General features: G+C 59.4%; 17 protein-coding genes. 6 read left to right on the forward strand and 11 right to left on the reverse strand.

Annotated features, from left to right (window positions below; translation table 11 throughout):
• Positions 1-2 precede the first annotated feature (2 nt).
• A complete protein-coding gene (gene nrdH, locus F3I47_RS06945; RefSeq protein ID WP_009088556.1) occupies positions 3-245 on the reverse strand; it encodes a glutaredoxin-like protein NrdH in 243 nt (80 codons plus the stop codon).
• Positions 246-543: 298 nt separating this feature from the next.
• Entirely contained in the window at positions 544-861 is a 318-nt protein-coding gene (locus F3I47_RS06950; protein WP_009088558.1) for a DUF883 family protein, read from the reverse strand.
• 153 nt (positions 862-1,014) lie between these two features.
• Between F3I47_RS06950 and F3I47_RS06955 the strand changes: the two genes are divergently transcribed.
• From F3I47_RS06955 to F3I47_RS06970, 4 genes are all read left to right on the forward strand, one after another.
• The gene (locus tag F3I47_RS06955) at positions 1,015-1,350 is read left to right on the forward strand and encodes a DUF2002 family protein (RefSeq protein WP_009088560.1); all 336 of its coding nucleotides are present in this window, start codon (positions 1,015-1,017) and stop codon (positions 1,348-1,350) included.
• A gap of 135 nt (positions 1,351-1,485) precedes the next feature.
• A complete protein-coding gene (gene mmuP, locus F3I47_RS06960; RefSeq protein ID WP_009088562.1) occupies positions 1,486-2,895 on the forward strand; it encodes an S-methylmethionine permease in 1,410 nt (469 codons plus the stop codon).
• On the forward strand, positions 2,885-3,820 hold the full coding sequence (gene mmuM, locus F3I47_RS06965; RefSeq protein WP_058957958.1) for a homocysteine S-methyltransferase: 936 nt from the start codon (positions 2,885-2,887) through the stop codon (positions 3,818-3,820). The genes mmuP and mmuM overlap by 11 nt, the downstream gene beginning before the upstream one ends.
• A gap of 86 nt (positions 3,821-3,906) precedes the next feature.
• A complete protein-coding gene (locus tag F3I47_RS06970) occupies positions 3,907-4,326 on the forward strand; it encodes a hypothetical protein (protein WP_009088566.1) in 420 nt (139 codons plus the stop codon).
• Here F3I47_RS06970 and speG read toward each other — a convergent pair whose 3' ends face one another.
• The 6 genes from speG to F3I47_RS07000 all read right to left on the reverse strand — a co-directional run bounded on the left by speG (position 4,327) and on the right by F3I47_RS07000 (position 9,994).
• On the reverse strand, positions 4,327-4,872 hold the full coding sequence (speG, locus tag F3I47_RS06975) for a spermidine N1-acetyltransferase (protein WP_009088567.1): 546 nt from the start codon (positions 4,870-4,872) through the stop codon (positions 4,327-4,329). It lies immediately after the preceding gene.
• A 157-nt stretch (positions 4,873-5,029) separates the two neighbouring features.
• On the reverse strand, positions 5,030-5,707 hold the full coding sequence (locus tag F3I47_RS06980; RefSeq protein WP_009088569.1) for an ABC transporter ATP-binding protein: 678 nt from the start codon (positions 5,705-5,707) through the stop codon (positions 5,030-5,032).
• Positions 5,700-6,530, reverse strand: a complete 831-nt coding sequence (locus F3I47_RS06985) for an ABC transporter ATP-binding protein (protein WP_058957961.1) — start codon at positions 6,528-6,530, stop codon at positions 5,700-5,702. The genes F3I47_RS06980 and F3I47_RS06985 overlap by 8 nt, the downstream gene beginning before the upstream one ends.
• Complete coding sequence (locus F3I47_RS06990) at positions 6,520-7,377, reverse strand: ABC transporter permease (RefSeq protein WP_009088573.1); 858 nt, start codon at positions 7,375-7,377, stop codon at positions 6,520-6,522. Before F3I47_RS06990 ends, F3I47_RS06985 begins: the two co-directional genes overlap by 11 nt.
• The gene (locus F3I47_RS06995; protein ID WP_046102403.1) at positions 7,374-8,426 is read right to left on the reverse strand and encodes an ABC transporter permease; all 1,053 of its coding nucleotides are present in this window, start codon (positions 8,424-8,426) and stop codon (positions 7,374-7,376) included. Before F3I47_RS06995 ends, F3I47_RS06990 begins: the two co-directional genes overlap by 4 nt.
• Positions 8,426-9,994 carry an ABC transporter substrate-binding protein gene (locus F3I47_RS07000; RefSeq protein WP_009088577.1) on the reverse strand — a complete coding sequence of 523 codons (1,569 nt, stop codon included), beginning with the start codon at positions 9,992-9,994 and terminating at the stop codon, positions 8,426-8,428. The genes F3I47_RS06995 and F3I47_RS07000 overlap by 1 nt, the downstream gene beginning before the upstream one ends.
• A gap of 657 nt (positions 9,995-10,651) precedes the next feature.
• Here F3I47_RS07000 and mgtA point away from each other — a divergent pair.
• Both mgtA and mgtU read left to right on the forward strand, forming a co-directional pair.
• Positions 10,652-13,354, forward strand: a complete 2,703-nt coding sequence (gene mgtA / locus F3I47_RS07005; protein ID WP_150028975.1) for a magnesium-translocating P-type ATPase — start codon at positions 10,652-10,654, stop codon at positions 13,352-13,354.
• 10 nt (positions 13,355-13,364) lie between these two features.
• A complete protein-coding gene (mgtU, locus tag F3I47_RS22705) occupies positions 13,365-13,451 on the forward strand; it encodes a magnesium transporter protection protein MgtU (protein ID WP_350769224.1) in 87 nt (28 codons plus the stop codon).
• Positions 13,452-13,509: 58 nt separating this feature from the next.
• Here mgtU and F3I47_RS07010 read toward each other — a convergent pair whose 3' ends face one another.
• From F3I47_RS07010 to F3I47_RS07020, 3 genes are all read right to left on the reverse strand, one after another.
• A complete protein-coding gene (locus F3I47_RS07010) occupies positions 13,510-14,364 on the reverse strand; it encodes a PA4780 family RIO1-like protein kinase (RefSeq protein ID WP_009088581.1) in 855 nt (284 codons plus the stop codon).
• Between the two features lie 332 nt (positions 14,365-14,696).
• Positions 14,697-15,185: a cold-shock protein gene (locus tag F3I47_RS07015; RefSeq protein WP_009088583.1), complete on the reverse strand. Its 489-nt coding sequence runs from the start codon at positions 15,183-15,185 to the stop codon at positions 14,697-14,699.
• Positions 15,186-15,446: 261 nt separating this feature from the next.
• Positions 15,447-15,692: a YmjA family protein gene (locus F3I47_RS07020; protein ID WP_150028974.1), complete on the reverse strand. Its 246-nt coding sequence runs from the start codon at positions 15,690-15,692 to the stop codon at positions 15,447-15,449.
• Between the last annotated feature and the right edge of the window lie 11 nt (positions 15,693-15,703).

A 15,703-nucleotide genomic window follows, 5' to 3' on the forward strand; every position in this document is an offset into this window, starting at 1 on the left:
GTTTATCCCCCGACAGCGGACAGCGTGCGCAGCGAGGCGATTTTGTCCGGGCGGAAGCCGCTCCAGTGATCGTTATCCGCCATCACCACCGGCACCTGGCGATAACCCAGGGATTTCAGGTTGTCGATCGCCTCGGGCTGGCTGTCGAGATTGATGAGCTGATAGGTCAGACCCTGACGGTCCATCGCACTCTTCGTGGCATTGCACTGGACACAGTTATCTTTAGTGTAAATAATAATGCGCATGATTCGTATTTCCCTCTGTATGCGGTTCGGGTGCCCGGCAATAACGCCACCCGCCTGATTTACGGGTTTCATTCTGGCGGACATCGGGTGTCAGACTGATGGGTTAAATACTAGATGTAGGGGTTTTGGTGGTCAAGCCCACCAGATATAGGGTTTTATGATTTGCATTTGCGCAACACGACCAAAGCCAGCAGGCGTGCGCCCTGCGACGCGGAAAAAATCTTTTGTAAATTTTACGGGCCGGATGACAGGCAAAAAAAAGCCCCGCACGGGGCAGGGCTCAGAAGATTTTTCGCGCTTAGCGGCGTGAGGCCAGCAGGACACCCACCACGATACCGAATGCGGCACCGATACCGACACCGTGCCACGGCTTATCATGTACATAGGTATCAACCTGTGCACCGGCATCACGGGCAACCTGGGTCACACGGTTGCTGCCACCATTCAGTTTAGAACGGGTCTGCTTCAGCAGTTTTTCTGCCTGACTGCGGGCAGAGTCCACTTCGTCTTTGGCATCACTGCCGTAAGATTTCAACAGCGCTTCCAGTGAATCGGCCAGTTCGTTAACGTCCTGATTGATATCAATGTCATCGTTTTTTACAGTGCGATTAAACATTTTTTGGCTCCCTTTGATTTAAAAACGTAATACTAGTGTAGACGACCTTGAGATAAACGAGACGCGGGAGGGGGCTTTAGGGAAAATTCCGAATGCCCGCTCTGTCATGCTGATGTAAGGTTGCGAAGCTTTTGAAAGAGGAGAGGATCGAGCATGTATTTACGACCAGATGAGGTAGCGCGCGTACTGGAAAAAGCGGGTTTCGAAATGGATCAGATTACCCCACGGGCCTATGGCTATCGCCGGGGGGAGAACTATGTCTATGTGAATCGCGAAGCGCGTATGGGGCGCATGGCATTAGTGATTCATCCGACCCTGAAAGAGAAGAGCCAGCCGTTCGCTGAGCCGGCGTCTGAAATGAAAACCTGCGATCACTACACCCAATTCCCTCTCTACCTGGCGGGTGATTCACAGGAACATTACGGCATCCCGCACGGATTCAGTTCCCGCATGGCGCTGGAACGCTACATTCAGAGCGTTTTCGGCTGAGGCATCAGGCCCCGCCGCGACGGGGCACTGACGCGCATGACCCCGCTCCCTGTTCTCCTGCCGTTGCAATTCCCGGCTGTGACGCGTATAAATTTGTCCCTTATAGATGTTTAGACGTCCATACGGATAAAATTGATGAGCGAACAGCCAACTTCCCCGCAGCAACAATTTAAACGCACCATGAAAGTCCGCCATCTGGTGATGTTATCGCTGGGCGGTGTCATCGGCACCGGCCTCTTTTTCAACACCGGCTATATCATCTCCACCACCGGGGCCGCAGGCACGCTGCTCGCCTATCTGATTGGGGCGCTGGTGGTCTGGCTGGTGATGGTCTGTCTGGGTGAACTGTCGGTGGCGATGCCGGAAACGGGCGCGTTCCACGTCTATGCGGCGCGCTATCTCAGTCCGGCGACCGGCTACACCGTGGCCTGGCTCTACTGGCTGACCTGGACGGTGGCGCTGGGCTCCAGCCTGACGGCGGCGGGCTTCTGTATGCAGTACTGGTTCCCGCAGGTGCCGGTATGGGTCTGGTGCCTGGTATTCTGCTGCGCCATCTATCTGCTGAACGTGGTTTCTGCCCGCTTCTTCGCTGAAGGGGAGTTCTGGTTCTCGCTGATCAAGGTGGTCACCATCATCGCCTTTATCCTGCTCGGCGCGGCGGCGATGTTTGGCTTTATCCCGATGAAAGATGGCACGCCTGCACCCGGTCTGAGTAACCTCACGGCGCACGGCTGGCTGCCCAACGGCGTGCTGCCTATCCTGATGACCATGGTGGCGGTGAACTTTGCCTTCTCCGGCACCGAGTTGATCGGGATTGCCGCCGGTGAAACCCAGCAGCCGCAGAAGGTACTGCCGCTGGCGATTCGTACCACGGTGGCCCGGTTGATTCTCTTTTTCATCGGCACGGTGCTGGTGCTGGCGGCGCTGATCCCGATGGATCAGGCCGGTATTGTGAAAAGCCCGTTTGTGCTGGTGTTTGAAAAGATCGGTGTGCCCTGGGCCGCGGATATCATCAACTTCGTGATCCTGACGGCCATTCTGTCAGCGGCCAACTCCGGCCTCTATGCGTCGGGACGTATGCTCTGGTCGCTGGCTAATGAAAACACGCTGCCACGTGCCTTTGCGAAGGTGAACCGGCGCGGCGTGCCGCTGCTGGCGCTGACCGTCAGCATGATCGGCGGCCTGCTGGCGCTGATCTCCAGCGTGGTCGCGCCTGACACGGTATTTGTGGCGCTGTCGGCCATCTCCGGCTTTGCCGTGGTGGCGGTCTGGCTCAGCATCTGCGCCTCGCACTTTGTGTTCCGTCGCCGTCACCTTCAGCAGGGCAAATCGCTGGCCGATCTCGCCTACCGCGCGCCGCTCTATCCGCTGACGCCTGTTCTCGGCTTCCTGCTCTGCCTGCTGGCGTGCGTCGGCCTGGCGTTTGATCCGACACAGCGCATCGCCCTGTGGTGTGGCATCCCGTTTGTGCTGTTCTGCTACGCCGCGTACCATCTGACCCACAAATCATCCCCGAAGCCTGAGGAGGCCAATGATGTCGTATAACCCTGTCGCGCAGGCTTTAACAGAGTCACCGCTGCTGATTCTGGATGGCGCGCTGGCCACCGAGCTGGAAGCGCGCGGCTGTCAGCTTGCCGATGCCTTGTGGTCGGCCAAAGTGCTGATGGAGGATCCTGAGCTGATCTATCAGGTGCACTACGACTACTTTGTGGCGGGTGCCCGCTGCGCCATCACCGCCAGCTACCAGGCGACCCCGCAGGGCTTTGCCACGCGTGGCCTGAGTGAGGATGAGTCCCTGGCGCTCATCGCCCGCAGTGTTGAACTGGCACAGCGCGCCCGTCACGACTATCTGGCGGTGCGGCCCGATGCGAAAACGCTGCTGGTGGCAGGCTCGGTGGGGCCTTATGGCGCTTTCCTGGCGGACGGGTCGGAGTATCGCGGGGATTATGCGCTGCCGGAAGCGGAGATGATGGCGTTCCACCGCCCGCGCGTGCAGGCGCTGCTGGCGGCAGGAGCCGATCTGCTGGCCTGTGAAACCCTGCCTTCCTTTGCCGAGGCGCAGGCGCTGGTGAAACTGCTGGCTGAGTTCCCTGACGCCCGCGCCTGGTTCTCGTTTACGCTGCGTGACGCCGGACACATCAGCGACGGCACGCCGCTGGCAGAGGTGGTGAGCTGGCTGAATCAGCAGCCACAGGTGGTGGCGCTGGGGGTTAACTGCGTGGCGCTGGAGAGCGTAACGCCCGCCCTGCAGCAGTTGCAGACCCTGACCGACAAACCGCTGGTGGTCTATCCCAACTCCGGCGAGCAGTATGATGCCGGCAGTAAAACCTGGCATTCTGCGCCGTCGGGCTGCACCCTGCATGACAAGCTGGCCGAGTGGCAACAGGCGGGTGCCCGGCTGATTGGCGGCTGCTGCCGCACCTCACCGGGCGACATCGCGGCCATCGCCCGCACTTGTCAACCGCAATAAGCTGCCGGAATCGGGCGATGATAGCCCGATTGAGGCGGAGAGGGGAGACTACACTCTGATCACTGATCACTCTGTGGACCCCCTCTATGAAACAGCGAATTCTGGCTCTGGCCGCCGCGCTGCTGCTCAGCGGCTGCGCCACCATTGTCGGCAATGAAACCCAACTGGTGCGCATTGACTCTCTGCCGCAGGGCGCGCGTTTTACCGTGCAGGATGAGCGCGGCTATGCGGTGGCGCAGGGTTTCACGCCCCAGACCGTTGAACTGGCCAAATCCACCGGCCGCTACTTCGGCAAAAAACACTACCTGCTGATGCTGGAAAGTCCGGGCTACGTGCCGGTCACGGTGCCTATCGAAGCACGCGCTAACCTCTGGTATCTGCTGGGCAACATTCCGCTGGGCGGTTTCCCCGGCTGGCTGCTGGTCGACCCCTTCTACGGCGGCATGTATGACCTCAAGCCGGAACATCCGCGTCCCTTTATGAACCCGGTTGGCGCGCGCGGCTGATTACTGCGCGGTCGGCTTCACCATTCCGCCTGGCGTTTTGTGGCGTTCCAGATACTGATGCTGGAAAATGCACATGCGGATGGTGTTGCGGTACTCCCCGTTGATAAAGAACTCATGCTTCAGCACGCCTTCGATTTCGAAGCCGAGTTTGGTGTAGATGTGAATCGCCTTTTCGTTCTCCTGATCCACAATCAGGTAGAGCTTGTAGAGATTCAGCACCGAGAAGCCGTAATCCATCGCCAGTTTCGCCGCCTGTGTGGCCAGCCCTTTGCCCTGATGGGCCGGATCGATGATGATCTGAAACTCGGCGCGGCGGTGCACATGGTTAATCTCAACCAGCTCCACCAGTCCCGCTTTCTGGCCGTCATGCTCCACCACAAAGCGACGTTCGGTCTGATCGTGAATGTGCTTGTTGTAGAGATCGGACAGCTCCACAAACGCCTCATAGGGCTCCTCGAACCAGTAGCGCATCACGCTGGCGTTGTTATCCAGCTGATGGACAAAATGCAGATCTTCCCGCTCCAGCGGACGCAGTTTTACCGTCATCGTCAGACTCCTTGTTAAAAACGTCGTCGCGAGTATACCGCAACGGCCGTGCGTGAGCAGGCGGGAAGCGCGAGCCGTGATGGCCGGGGAGACGATAAGGCGGGCAGAGGCGGAGCAGGAGGGGCCGGACAGCGGAGCGGTGCCGTCCGGCTGGCGATCAGGCGGTGATCTCTTCGATAATACGACCCTGCGCCATGCGCACGGCGCGATCGCACATGTGATCGATCACATCGGGATCGTGGCTGACCAGCACCATGGTCAGGCCATCCTGTCGTTTCAGATCGTTAAGCAGGTTGAGGATCTCCGCCTGCACGGACATATCCAGCGCCGACGTCGGCTCATCCAGCAGCAGGATCTTCGGCTGCAGCAGCAGGGCACGCACGATGGCGACGCGCTGACGCTGACCACCCGAAAGCTGATGCGGATAGCGATCGGCCAGCGCCGGGTCCAGCCCGACGTGACGGAAACCCTGATCGATACGGTCGTTGATGTTATCGCGTTTCAGCAGCTTCAGCGGCTCCGCCAGCGTGCGGCGCAGACGGTGCCGCGGATGCAGCGAGGCATAGGGGTCCTGAAACACCATCTGCACTTCCTGCCGCAGCGCGCCGGTGAAGGCTTTGCCGGGCTGAACCTGATGACCGGCCAGCTGCATCTGACCCTGCCAGTGCGGGTTCAGCCCCGCCAGCACCCACAGCAGCGACGACTTGCCGCAGCCGGACGGGCCGACCAGGCCAAAGCACTCACCCGCTCTGACCGTGAGGTTAACCTCATGCACCACGGTGCGCAGCTCGTAGCCCTGCTTATGGGCGACGCTTAAATTCGCAAGCTCAATCATGATTCGCCTCCAGTGCAGCGCGGTCCAGCACCGGTAACGCCTGGCCGTGGGTCGCCTTGCCCGGCCGGCAGGCCCACAGCGTGCGGGTGTAGGGGTGGGTCGCGCGGGGCAGGTCAGCGGCAGGCAGCGTATCGAGCAGCCGGCCCTTGTACATCACCATCACCCGTTCGCAGTGTTCCGACACCTGCTGCAGGTCGTGGCTGATCAGCAGCAGACCCATGTTGCGTGCCTCCACCAGACCGCGGATCAGCGCCAGCACCTGATCGCGCATCGCATGGTCCAGCGCGGAGGTGGGTTCATCGGCAATCAGGAAGTCGGGATCGGTGATCAGGGCGATGGCCAGCATCACGCGCTGGCCCATGCCGCCCGAGAGCTGATGCGGATAGTGCTGCATCAGGCGACGCGGGTCGGGCAGGCCGACGGCATCCAGCATCTCACACACCTTCTCTTTGCGCTCGGCACGACTCAGGCGGCGATGCAGGATCAGCGGCTCCTCCACCTGCCAGCCGATGGTGCGCGTCGGATTCAGAGCATATTTCGGGTCCTGCATCACCATCGCCACGCGGTTACCGCGTAGCTGGCTCCAGTGGCGCTCACTCAGCGTCAGCGCATTTTCGCCCGCGACCTGCAGCTGGCTGGCCTGCAGATGCAGCGCCGGAGAGAGTAAGCCCATCAGGCTGCGGGCAGTCAGGGACTTACCGGAACCGGACTCACCGACCAGCGCCACGCGTTCGCGGCCCACGGAAAAGGTGATGTTATCGACCAGCAGCGCATCATCGCTGCGAATGGTCAGCCCCTCAGCAGAGAGCAGATTATTTTGCATGACGGGTATCCAGTCGGTCGCGCAGGCCATCGCCTGTCAGGTTAAAGGCCAGGCTGGCAAACAGAATCGCCGCGCCCGGTGCGGCAGCTACCCACCACTGATCGAAGATCACTTTACTGCCTTCGGCCACCATCGACCCCCATTCTGCCGTCGGCGGCTGAACGCCCATGCCAAGGAAACCGAGGCCGGCAGCGGCCAGAATAATTCCGCCCAGGCTCAGCGCGGCGCGCACCACGGCGGTCGGCAGGCAGAGCGGCAGAATGTGACCAAACATCAGACGAAAGCCGGTAATGCCCTGCATCCGCGCGGCGGCCAGGTAGTCGCTGCGGCGCAGCGCCAGGGTTTCCGCGCGCGCCTGGCGGGCGAACGGCGGCCAGCTGGTCAGTGCCAGCGCCAGCGCGCCGTTCATCAGGCCGGGGCCGAGAATCGCCACCAGTGCCAGCGCGATAACCAGGTTCGGCAGCGACAGGAAGATATCGGTAATGCGCATCAGCACGCGCTCCGTCCAGCCGCCCACATACCCGGCGGTGATGCCGATCAGCAGCCCGGCCGGGATGGTCAGCACCAGAATCAGCGACACCAGCAGCAGGGTAGGGCGCGCGCCATAAATCACGCGCGACAGCAGATCGCGGCCAAAGCCGTCGGTGCCGAACCAGTGCTGCGCCGAAGGCGGCAGCAGGCGGCTCGACATGGTCTGCAGATTGGGATCGAACGGCGCAATCAGCGGGGCTAACAGCGCCATCAGGATCAGGATCGCCACCAGCGTCAGCCCAACGGTTAACGAGGTAACGCGTTGACGGCGACGGCGTGGTCGCAGCGTTTCGAGTTCAGAGAGTTGTTGCGTCATCGGGTTCTCGGATCGGTTAACCAGGTTAAAACATCCGCCAGGGTGTTAATCAGGATAAAGCAGCCGCCGATCAACAGGGTTGAGCCCAGAATCGCCGGCACGTCGCCGGAGAAGAGCGCGTTGGTCATATAGCGGCCCACACCCGGCCAGGCGAAGACGGTTTCGGTCAGCACCGAGCCTTCCAGCAGCGTGGCGTAGGAGAGGGCGATAACCGTCACCAGCGTCCCCAGCACGTTGGGGAAGATGTGACGCAGCAGGATGCGCACCCGACCCGCGCCTTTGGCTCGCGCCAGCACCACATACTCTTTGCTGCTCTCTTCCAGCAGCGCGGCACGCAGCAGACGGGTAATGCCCGCCATCGCCAGCAGGCCCAGAATCACCACCGGCAGCCAGAGGTGCGCAATCGCGTTGCGGAACATCTCCGGTTCACCCGACAGCCAGCTGTCGATCAGCACAAAGCCGGTTTTCGGCTCCAGGGTATAGACCCAGATGTCATCCAGCCGTCCCGGTCCGGCAGACCAGTGCAGCACCGCATAAAAGAGCAGCAGACCCAGCAGGCCGAGCCAGAACACCGGCACCGAGTAGCCGAGCAGGGAGATAAAGCGGGCGAGGTTATCGATCCAGCTGCCCGGTTTCCAGGCCGCCAGCAGCGCCAGGGTGACGCCGAAGATAACCGCGAAGATCATCGCACAGGTGGCCAGCTCAATGGTGGCCGGGAAGGTGGACATCAGGTCGCTGCTGACCGACTGATTCGTCAGGCGGGAGACACCGAGGTCGCCCTGCGCCAGATGTTCAATGTAGCGCCAGAACTGTGTCAGCACCGGCTGGTCAAGACCGAGGTCGTGACGCACCTGCGCATAGGTCGCTTCACTGGCGTGATCGCCCGCGATCTGCTGCACCGGATCGATCGGTGAGAGATGCGACAGCATAAAGGTAAAGGCGAGCAGGCCGAGCAGCGTCACCAGCAGCGACAGCACGCTGCCGAGCAGACGCCCGCCCCGCTGCCAAAAAAGCCGGGCGAACCCGGCTGAAGGAACAGACTGAGCCATTACTTGGTGACCTGCGAGTAATACACCATGTCAGGGTTGATGCCCTGGACATAGCCTTTCAGGTTGTCGCGCAGGGCGATCAGGTTCTTCGCCTGCATCCCAATCACGTAAGGTGAGTTCTTCATCACTTCACGCTGCATCGCTTCATACAGTGCCACCCGTTTTTTCGGATCGCTTTCGGCGGTCGCCGCAATCACCTGCTTGTTCAGCTCAGGAATGTGCCAGTCTGAACGGTAAGCAATGGTTTTGCTGCCATCTTCCGGATTGTAGGCAAAGGAGGCGGCATTGGTGTTGGGATCAAAATAGTCGGAGCCCCAGGCGTTCAGCGTCGCTTCATACTTATGCGCCTTCACGTTGGTGGAGACTTCGGAGCTCAGACCCGGCACTACTTCGACCTTCACGCCGCCTTTGGCGAAGCTGCCCTGCAGCGCCTGCGCGATATCCAGATAAGGCGGCTGGTTGCTGGTGGAGAGCTTAAAGGTCACATTGGTCAGGCCCGCTTTCTTCAGAATCGCTTTGGCTTTTTCCGGGTCGTAGCTGTAAGGCGTGTCGTTGATCGCGCCCAGGAAGCCTTTGGGCAGGAAGGACTGATGCACGTCGAACTGGCCTTTCAGCAGCTCATTGGCGATGCCTTTGTAATCCCACAGGTAGCGCGCCGCTTCCCAGAAGGCCGGGTTCTTCAGCGTGTCGTTCGCGCCGATGTTGAACTGGATATAGTAGAGCGACGCCATCGGGATCGCTTCGGTCTTCACGCCCGCTTTGCCGTTCAGGGCGGCGATCTGGTCAGCCCCCAGGTTACGGGCGATATCCGCATCACCCTGTTCCAGCAGCAGACGACGCGCGGCCGGTTCCGGCACGTTTTTGATCAGGATGTTTTTCATTTTTGGTGCGCCCGCCGGTGAGGTCGGGTTAGCACTCAGCAGCACCACCTGATGCATGACCACTTTACGGATCTGATACGGGCCGCTGCCCGCAGAGTGGGTGGCCAGCCAGGCGTTACCGAAGTCGCCATTTTTCTGGTTCGCCATCGCGGTTTTCTCATCGACGATCGAGGAGACCGGGGCGGAGAGCAGGCTCAGAACGTAGGTCGGGCTGACGTTGGCGGTCCAGCTGATCTGCACATGGTTGTCATCGACCTTTTTCAGGAAGCCATCGACGTTCTCTTTGGTCCAGCCGAGCTGCGTCAGAATGAAAGAGGGGTCCAGGTTCAGTTTGACCACGCGGCCCAGCGAGAAGATCACATCTTCCGGACGCACAGGGTTACCGGTAGAGAACTTCGCATCTTTGCGCAGTTCAAAGGTCAGACTGCGGTTGTCGCTGCCAGGCTGCCAGGCGGTCGCCAGCGTCGGCTTCAGATCCACCGGGTTCTGCGGGTCAGACTGGACCAGGCGCTGATAGATGTTGGTGAAGGCCTGAACGCTGGTCAGTTCAAAGCCTTTTGCCGGGTCAAAACTGTCTGCATCGTCTGTGGACTGCGCGATGACCAGCGTATCTTTGGGTGTGGCGGCTTGGGCTGTGAAGGAGGCAGCCAGCGTCAGCGCCAGCAGTGATGGAATTATAGTTTTCATGAAATTTCCTTGCCTTAGAAAGTTACGCGAGTTTACGAAAGGGCCGATGTGAAGAATAGTCGAATATGGGCTAATCATATGCCTTAAAGTTATAAGCGATGGGTTGTGGTTATAACAGCGTAACGGCGTTGTTAGCGAAGCGGCAGGCTGAGCAGAAACAGAACCTCAACGAAGCGGTTATTTCCCGCGAAACGGCTTTACCACAATCCCGCTCTTCTTATAATAGCGGCATCTCACTACTGGAGTATTCCGTTGGACAGTCACCCTGAATTAACGATTATTCTGGCAAGCTGAATTTTCTCTGCTGCTTGCCAACCGGCGAGCAGCGATCCCCCGTTTTAATTCCCGATCGCGCTCCTTAATAATTTCCCGTTGCCTGTGGGAGTGCGCGTTATGCTGCTGTTTATCTTAGCCCTTTTTCCTCCGCCTCGTCTGGCGTAGCTCAGGCTGCGCCCGACCGCTGATATCAGACCCGGATTACGCTGTGTTTAAACAGCGTCACGCTTCGCTGCGCGCGACATTATTTTCTGTGCCGTCAGAAACGCGTGTTCATTTCTCAGGGTCGCCTCATTAAATAACCCGGCTACGCCAGGTTTTATCCATGCACGTTATTTTGCGTGCAGGACAACCATTGCTTTAAAACAGGGAGATGTCGAAATGAGCGACATGAAACTGGAACAGGCTGCCATTCTCGCTTCCGGCAACCGCAACGATAAAAAAAGTAAAAAAACATTTGCCGTGACCCGGCAGGCAGGTCAGCACGTTGAGATGACGCTGGCGAATCTGCGCACGCATCGCCAGGGGCTGACCCAGGCTGAAGCGGCAAAACGCCTGGCCACCTATGGCCGCAATGAAGTGGCCCATGAGAAAGCGCCACCGGCGCTGGTGCAGCTGCTGATGGCGTTTAATAACCCGTTTATCTATGTTCTGCTGGTCCTGGCGCTGGTCAGCCTGTTTACCGACTACATACTGCCGCTGCGCGCCGGTCAGGAGACCGATCTCTCCGGAGTGATCATCATCTGCACGATGGTGACGCTGAGTGGCCTGCTGCGTTTCTGGCAGGAGTTCCGCACCAACCGCGCGGCGCAGGCACTGCAGTCTCTGGTGCGCAGCCAGGTTACCGTGCTGCGGCGCGAGGCGGGCAGTGAAACCGCACAGCGTCAGGATGTGGATATGAGCGAGCTGGTGCCGGGCGATATTATTCTGCTCAGCACCGGCGATCAGGTGCCCGCGGATGTCCGGCTGCTGAGTTCACGTAATCTGTTCATCAGCGAAGCGGTGCTGACCGGAGAGTCTCTGCCGGTGGAGAAACAGAGCCTGGATGCCGGTATCGACGCCCATGACCGAACCGATCAGGAGCTGCTGGCCTCAGCCAACATCTGCCTGATGGGCACCAGCGTGGCCAGCGGCACCGCCAGTGCCGTGGTGGTGGCGACCGGTGGCGACACCTGGTTTGGCTCACTGGCCTCCTCGCTGACCGGCAGCCGTCCGCAGACCGCTTTTGATCGCGGTGTTAACAGCGTCAGTAAACTGCTGATCCGCTTTATGCTGGTGATGGTGCCAGTGGTGCTGCTGATCAACGGCTTTACCAAAGGCGACTGGATGGATGCGACGCTGTTTGCGCTGGCGGTGGCGGTCGGGCTGACCCCGGAAATGCTGCCGATGATTGTCAGTGCCAACCTGGCAAAAGGCGCCATTGCGATGTCACGCCGCAAAGTGATCGTTAAAAAGCTCAATGCCATTCAGAACCTGGGGGCGATGGATGTGCTCTGCACCGACAAAACCGGCACGCTGACTCAGGACACCATTCTGCTGGCGCATCATCTGGACACCCGGGGCGCGGAGGATGCGGAGGTGCTGCTGCTGGCCTGGCTCAACAGCGGCAGCCAGAGTGGCGCAAAAAACCTGATGGATCGCGCCGTGCTCTGCGCCGGAGACAAGGTTATTTCACAGACCCGGCGCAGCCAGTATCAGCTGATCGATGAGGTGCCATTCGATTTTACCCGCCGCCGCGTTTCGGTGCTGGTGGAAGATCTGGCGCAGCATCGCTCACAGCTGATCTGCAAAGGGGCGGTGGAAGAGATGCTGGCGGTGAGCATCGCCGTCCGGCAGGGCGATGAAGTCGTCGCACTGGATGCGGCACAGCGCGAGGCGCTGCTGGCGCAGACCGAACGCTACCATCAGCAGGGCTATCGGGTGCTGCTGGTGGCGACCCGTGATGATGAGCTGCATGCGCCGCTCAGCGAAAGTGATGAGCGCGAACTGGTTATCCAGGGAATGCTGACCTTCCGCGATCCACCGAAAGCCAGCGCCGGCAAGGCGATTAAAGCCCTGCGCGACAGCGGCGTGGCGGTGAAAGTGCTGACCGGGGATAACCCTCTGGTGACGCAGCGGGTCTGTGCCGATGTCGGGCTGACCGATCCGGCGATGCTGACCGGCGAACAGATTGAGGCGATGGACGACACGCAGCTGGCGCTGGAGGCGGAACGCTGCACCCTGTTTGCGAAGCTGACGCCGCTGCAGAAATCACGTCTGGTGCGCCTGCTGCAGCAGAACGGTCATACCGTGGGATTTCTGGGCGATGGCATCAATGACGCGCCTGCGCTGCGGGCGGCTGACACCGGGATTTCCGTAGACAGCGCGGCGGATGTGGCGAAAGCCTCGTCAGACATCATCCTGCTGGAGAAAGATCTGCAGGTGCTGAACGAGGGGGTATTAAAGGGACGTGAGACCTTTGGCAACATCATTAAGTATCTCAACATGACCGCCAGCTCGAACTTCGGCAACGTTTTCTCTCTGCTGGTCGCCAGTGCCTTTATTCCGTTTCTGCCGATGCTGTCGATTCATCTGCTGATTCAGAATCTGATGTATGACGTCTCCCAGCTGGCGCTGCCGTGGGACAAGGTTGACCGTGAGTTCCTGAACAAGCCGCGCAAATGGGATGCCGGCAATATCAAACGTTTTATGCTGTGGATGGGGCCAACCTCGTCGATTTTTGATATCACCACCTTTGCGCTGATGTGGTTTGTCTTCAGCGCGAACCATGCGGGCGTGCAGTCACTGTTCCAGTCCGGCTGGTTTATAGAGGGGCTGCTGTCGCAGACGCTGGTGGTGCATATGCTGCGCACCCGGAAGATTCCGTTTATCCAGAGTCGCGCCACCTTGCCGGTGATGCTGACGACGCTGGCGATCATGGCGCTGGGCATCCTGATTCCGTTCTCACCGCTGGGCGCGATGGTCGGACTGGTGCCGCTGCCCTGGCAATATTTCCCCTGGCTGGTGCTGACGCTGTTCAGCTACTGCCTGGTGGCGCAGGGCATGAAACGTCTCTACATCCGTCGTTTCGGTCAGTGGTTCTGAGGAGGGGAAGATGAAAAAAAGCAGGCTGGACCGCGTTTTTGTCAGCGTGATGATCATCGGCGTCACCCTGATTGCGCTGACGGTTCTGGTGCGGTGACAGGAGAATGAGCGTGCGGCAGCGAGGTGACTCGCTGCCGTTTTTACTGGCGGGGCACCTATTCCTGGTCGCGCTCCCGGCTGGCACGCTGACGCTCGTAATACTCATCTTCAGCGGTGATGATCTCATCCAGCAGGGAATCCATATCCACGTCACGCTCCTCTTCCACAAACTGGCCGGTGAGCGTCGTTTCCGGGGTTAACTTACCCTCTTCATAGAGCTGCCAGATCTCGCCGGCATAGCGCGTCTTTAACAGCTGCGGGGCGAACTGCCCGTAGTAGGCGGTGATGTTATTCACGTCACGCGCGAACATCGACTCCGCATGGTTGTTGGCCGCCGCATCCACCGCCTGAGGCAGGTCGATGATCACCGGTCCCTGATCATCCAGCAGGACGTTGAACTCCGACAGGTCACCATGAACGATACCGGCACAGAGCATGCGAACGATGTTGCGGATCATGGTGTTAAAATCGGTGATCGCCTCCTCTTCGGAGAGCGTTACGTCGCTGAGGCGCGGCGCGACCGAACCATTGGCGTCGGTGACCAGCTCCATCAGCAATACCCCGTCGATGCAGAGATAGGGCTGAGGCACGCGCACACCGGCGTTAGCCAGGCGAAACAGGGCGTCGACTTCGGCGGTCTGCCAGGACTCTTCCTGCTGCTTACGGCCAAACTTTGAGCCTTTCTGCATGGCGCGGGCGTTACGGCTGTTACGGGTTTTCCGGCCTTCCTGATACTGAACCGCCTGCTTAAAGCTGCGCTGGGTCGCCTCTTTATAGACTTTGGCGCACTGCACTTTGTCACCGCAAAGCACGGTGTAGACGTCTGCTTCCTTGCCGCTTTTCAGGCGCTGCAGCACATCGTCAATCAGGCCGTCATCGACCAGGGGCTGAATTCTGTTTGGGATTTTCATGCGGCTTTATACCTTATTTCACCCGCTTTTCGTATCAATTTGCGCTGATGGAAAACCTGAGCCATGCGTGAACAAAGTCTGTAATTCTACCCTGGAAAACGCTTCAGGGGGATGATCCTTGCCTGACCCGCGTTTCTGACCGGTTTTTTTCCGCAGGCCGTCAGAGGGTGGTGTGCTGAAGCAGAAGGGGACACGTGCGGCCCCGTGGCGCAACAGAGAAACCTATGGAGGATGGCGTCAGACGCGCAGCGACGGGACGGGTTCAGGGAGAGAGGGGCAGCGGGCCGGTATCCTGGTGCGGCGGCGCACAGGCATCCGGCCCTGCGGCGGGGTTACTTCAGGGACTTAAGCACTTTGACCGTGCTTTCAATGTCGATCTCATCTTCGGAGAAGATCAGCGTCGAGCCCTGGAAAGTGGTGACCGCCAGCTTTTTCAGCGAGCGCATCTCACCCGGTTTCGCGTCCGATTTAGGCCGGATGTTATTCAGCAGCAGACCTACTGAGAGCACCGCGTTCTCTTTGTCGATACCGGTATCGGCTGGCACTTCTTCGCTGTAGACCAGGTAAGACTTGATCGAGGTGATTTTCAGCCTCTCGCCCGCGATGAAGATATATTTACTCTCCGGGGCCACCTTCACCGCATAGGCGGATAAGCCTTTGTTGTTGGTGGTTGGCTCAAACGTTACCGCCGCATCTTTCTTAATCAGATCAGGATTGGCGACCTTAATCACATGAAAATAGCGGTTATCGCCGTTTTCATCTTTGATAAAGCCGAATCCTTTATCTTTAAACCAGGTTGTGATTGTTCCGTTCATCGCCATTTTTCTTGCCTGCTTACTCTGCTCAGTTTTTACAGCGCGCAGTGTAAAACACAATGCCTGCACAGACTATATCAGTCTGGACGATAATTTTCCGGCGTGCCAGGCACGGCGGCGCGTCAGGCGGCGGGGTCAAAAGCGGGGCGGAAAAGGGGAAGGAGGGGAGAACAGGCTGTCCGGCGCCGTGCTCTGCAGCGCAGTGAGCGGGGAGGCGCACCAGACGGGCTGCCGGAAAGCGCAGGCCCGCCTGAGGATCAATCGCCGTTACTCATTGCCCCAGCGGTTCAGGAACTCAGCGATATCATCAATACGCTGCTCGTCGATGCCCGCTTCACGCGCCATCTCCTGCTGCGACGCTTCACTGATCTCCTCGTTGTTCATTAAACGAGTGATCAGCAGCTGGAAGTAGTGCGCCAGCGGGGTGCGTTCCACTTCGTCCACCGGCTTCGCGGACTCGGTCGCATACTCATCGGCGACATCGTAATACTTAAGAGGGATTTCGTTGGTCATAATGGGGTCCG

This window comes from Pantoea sp. M_10 (genome assembly GCF_008631515.1).
GTDB classification, from domain to species: Bacteria; Pseudomonadota; Gammaproteobacteria; order Enterobacterales; family Enterobacteriaceae; genus Pantoea; species Pantoea anthophila.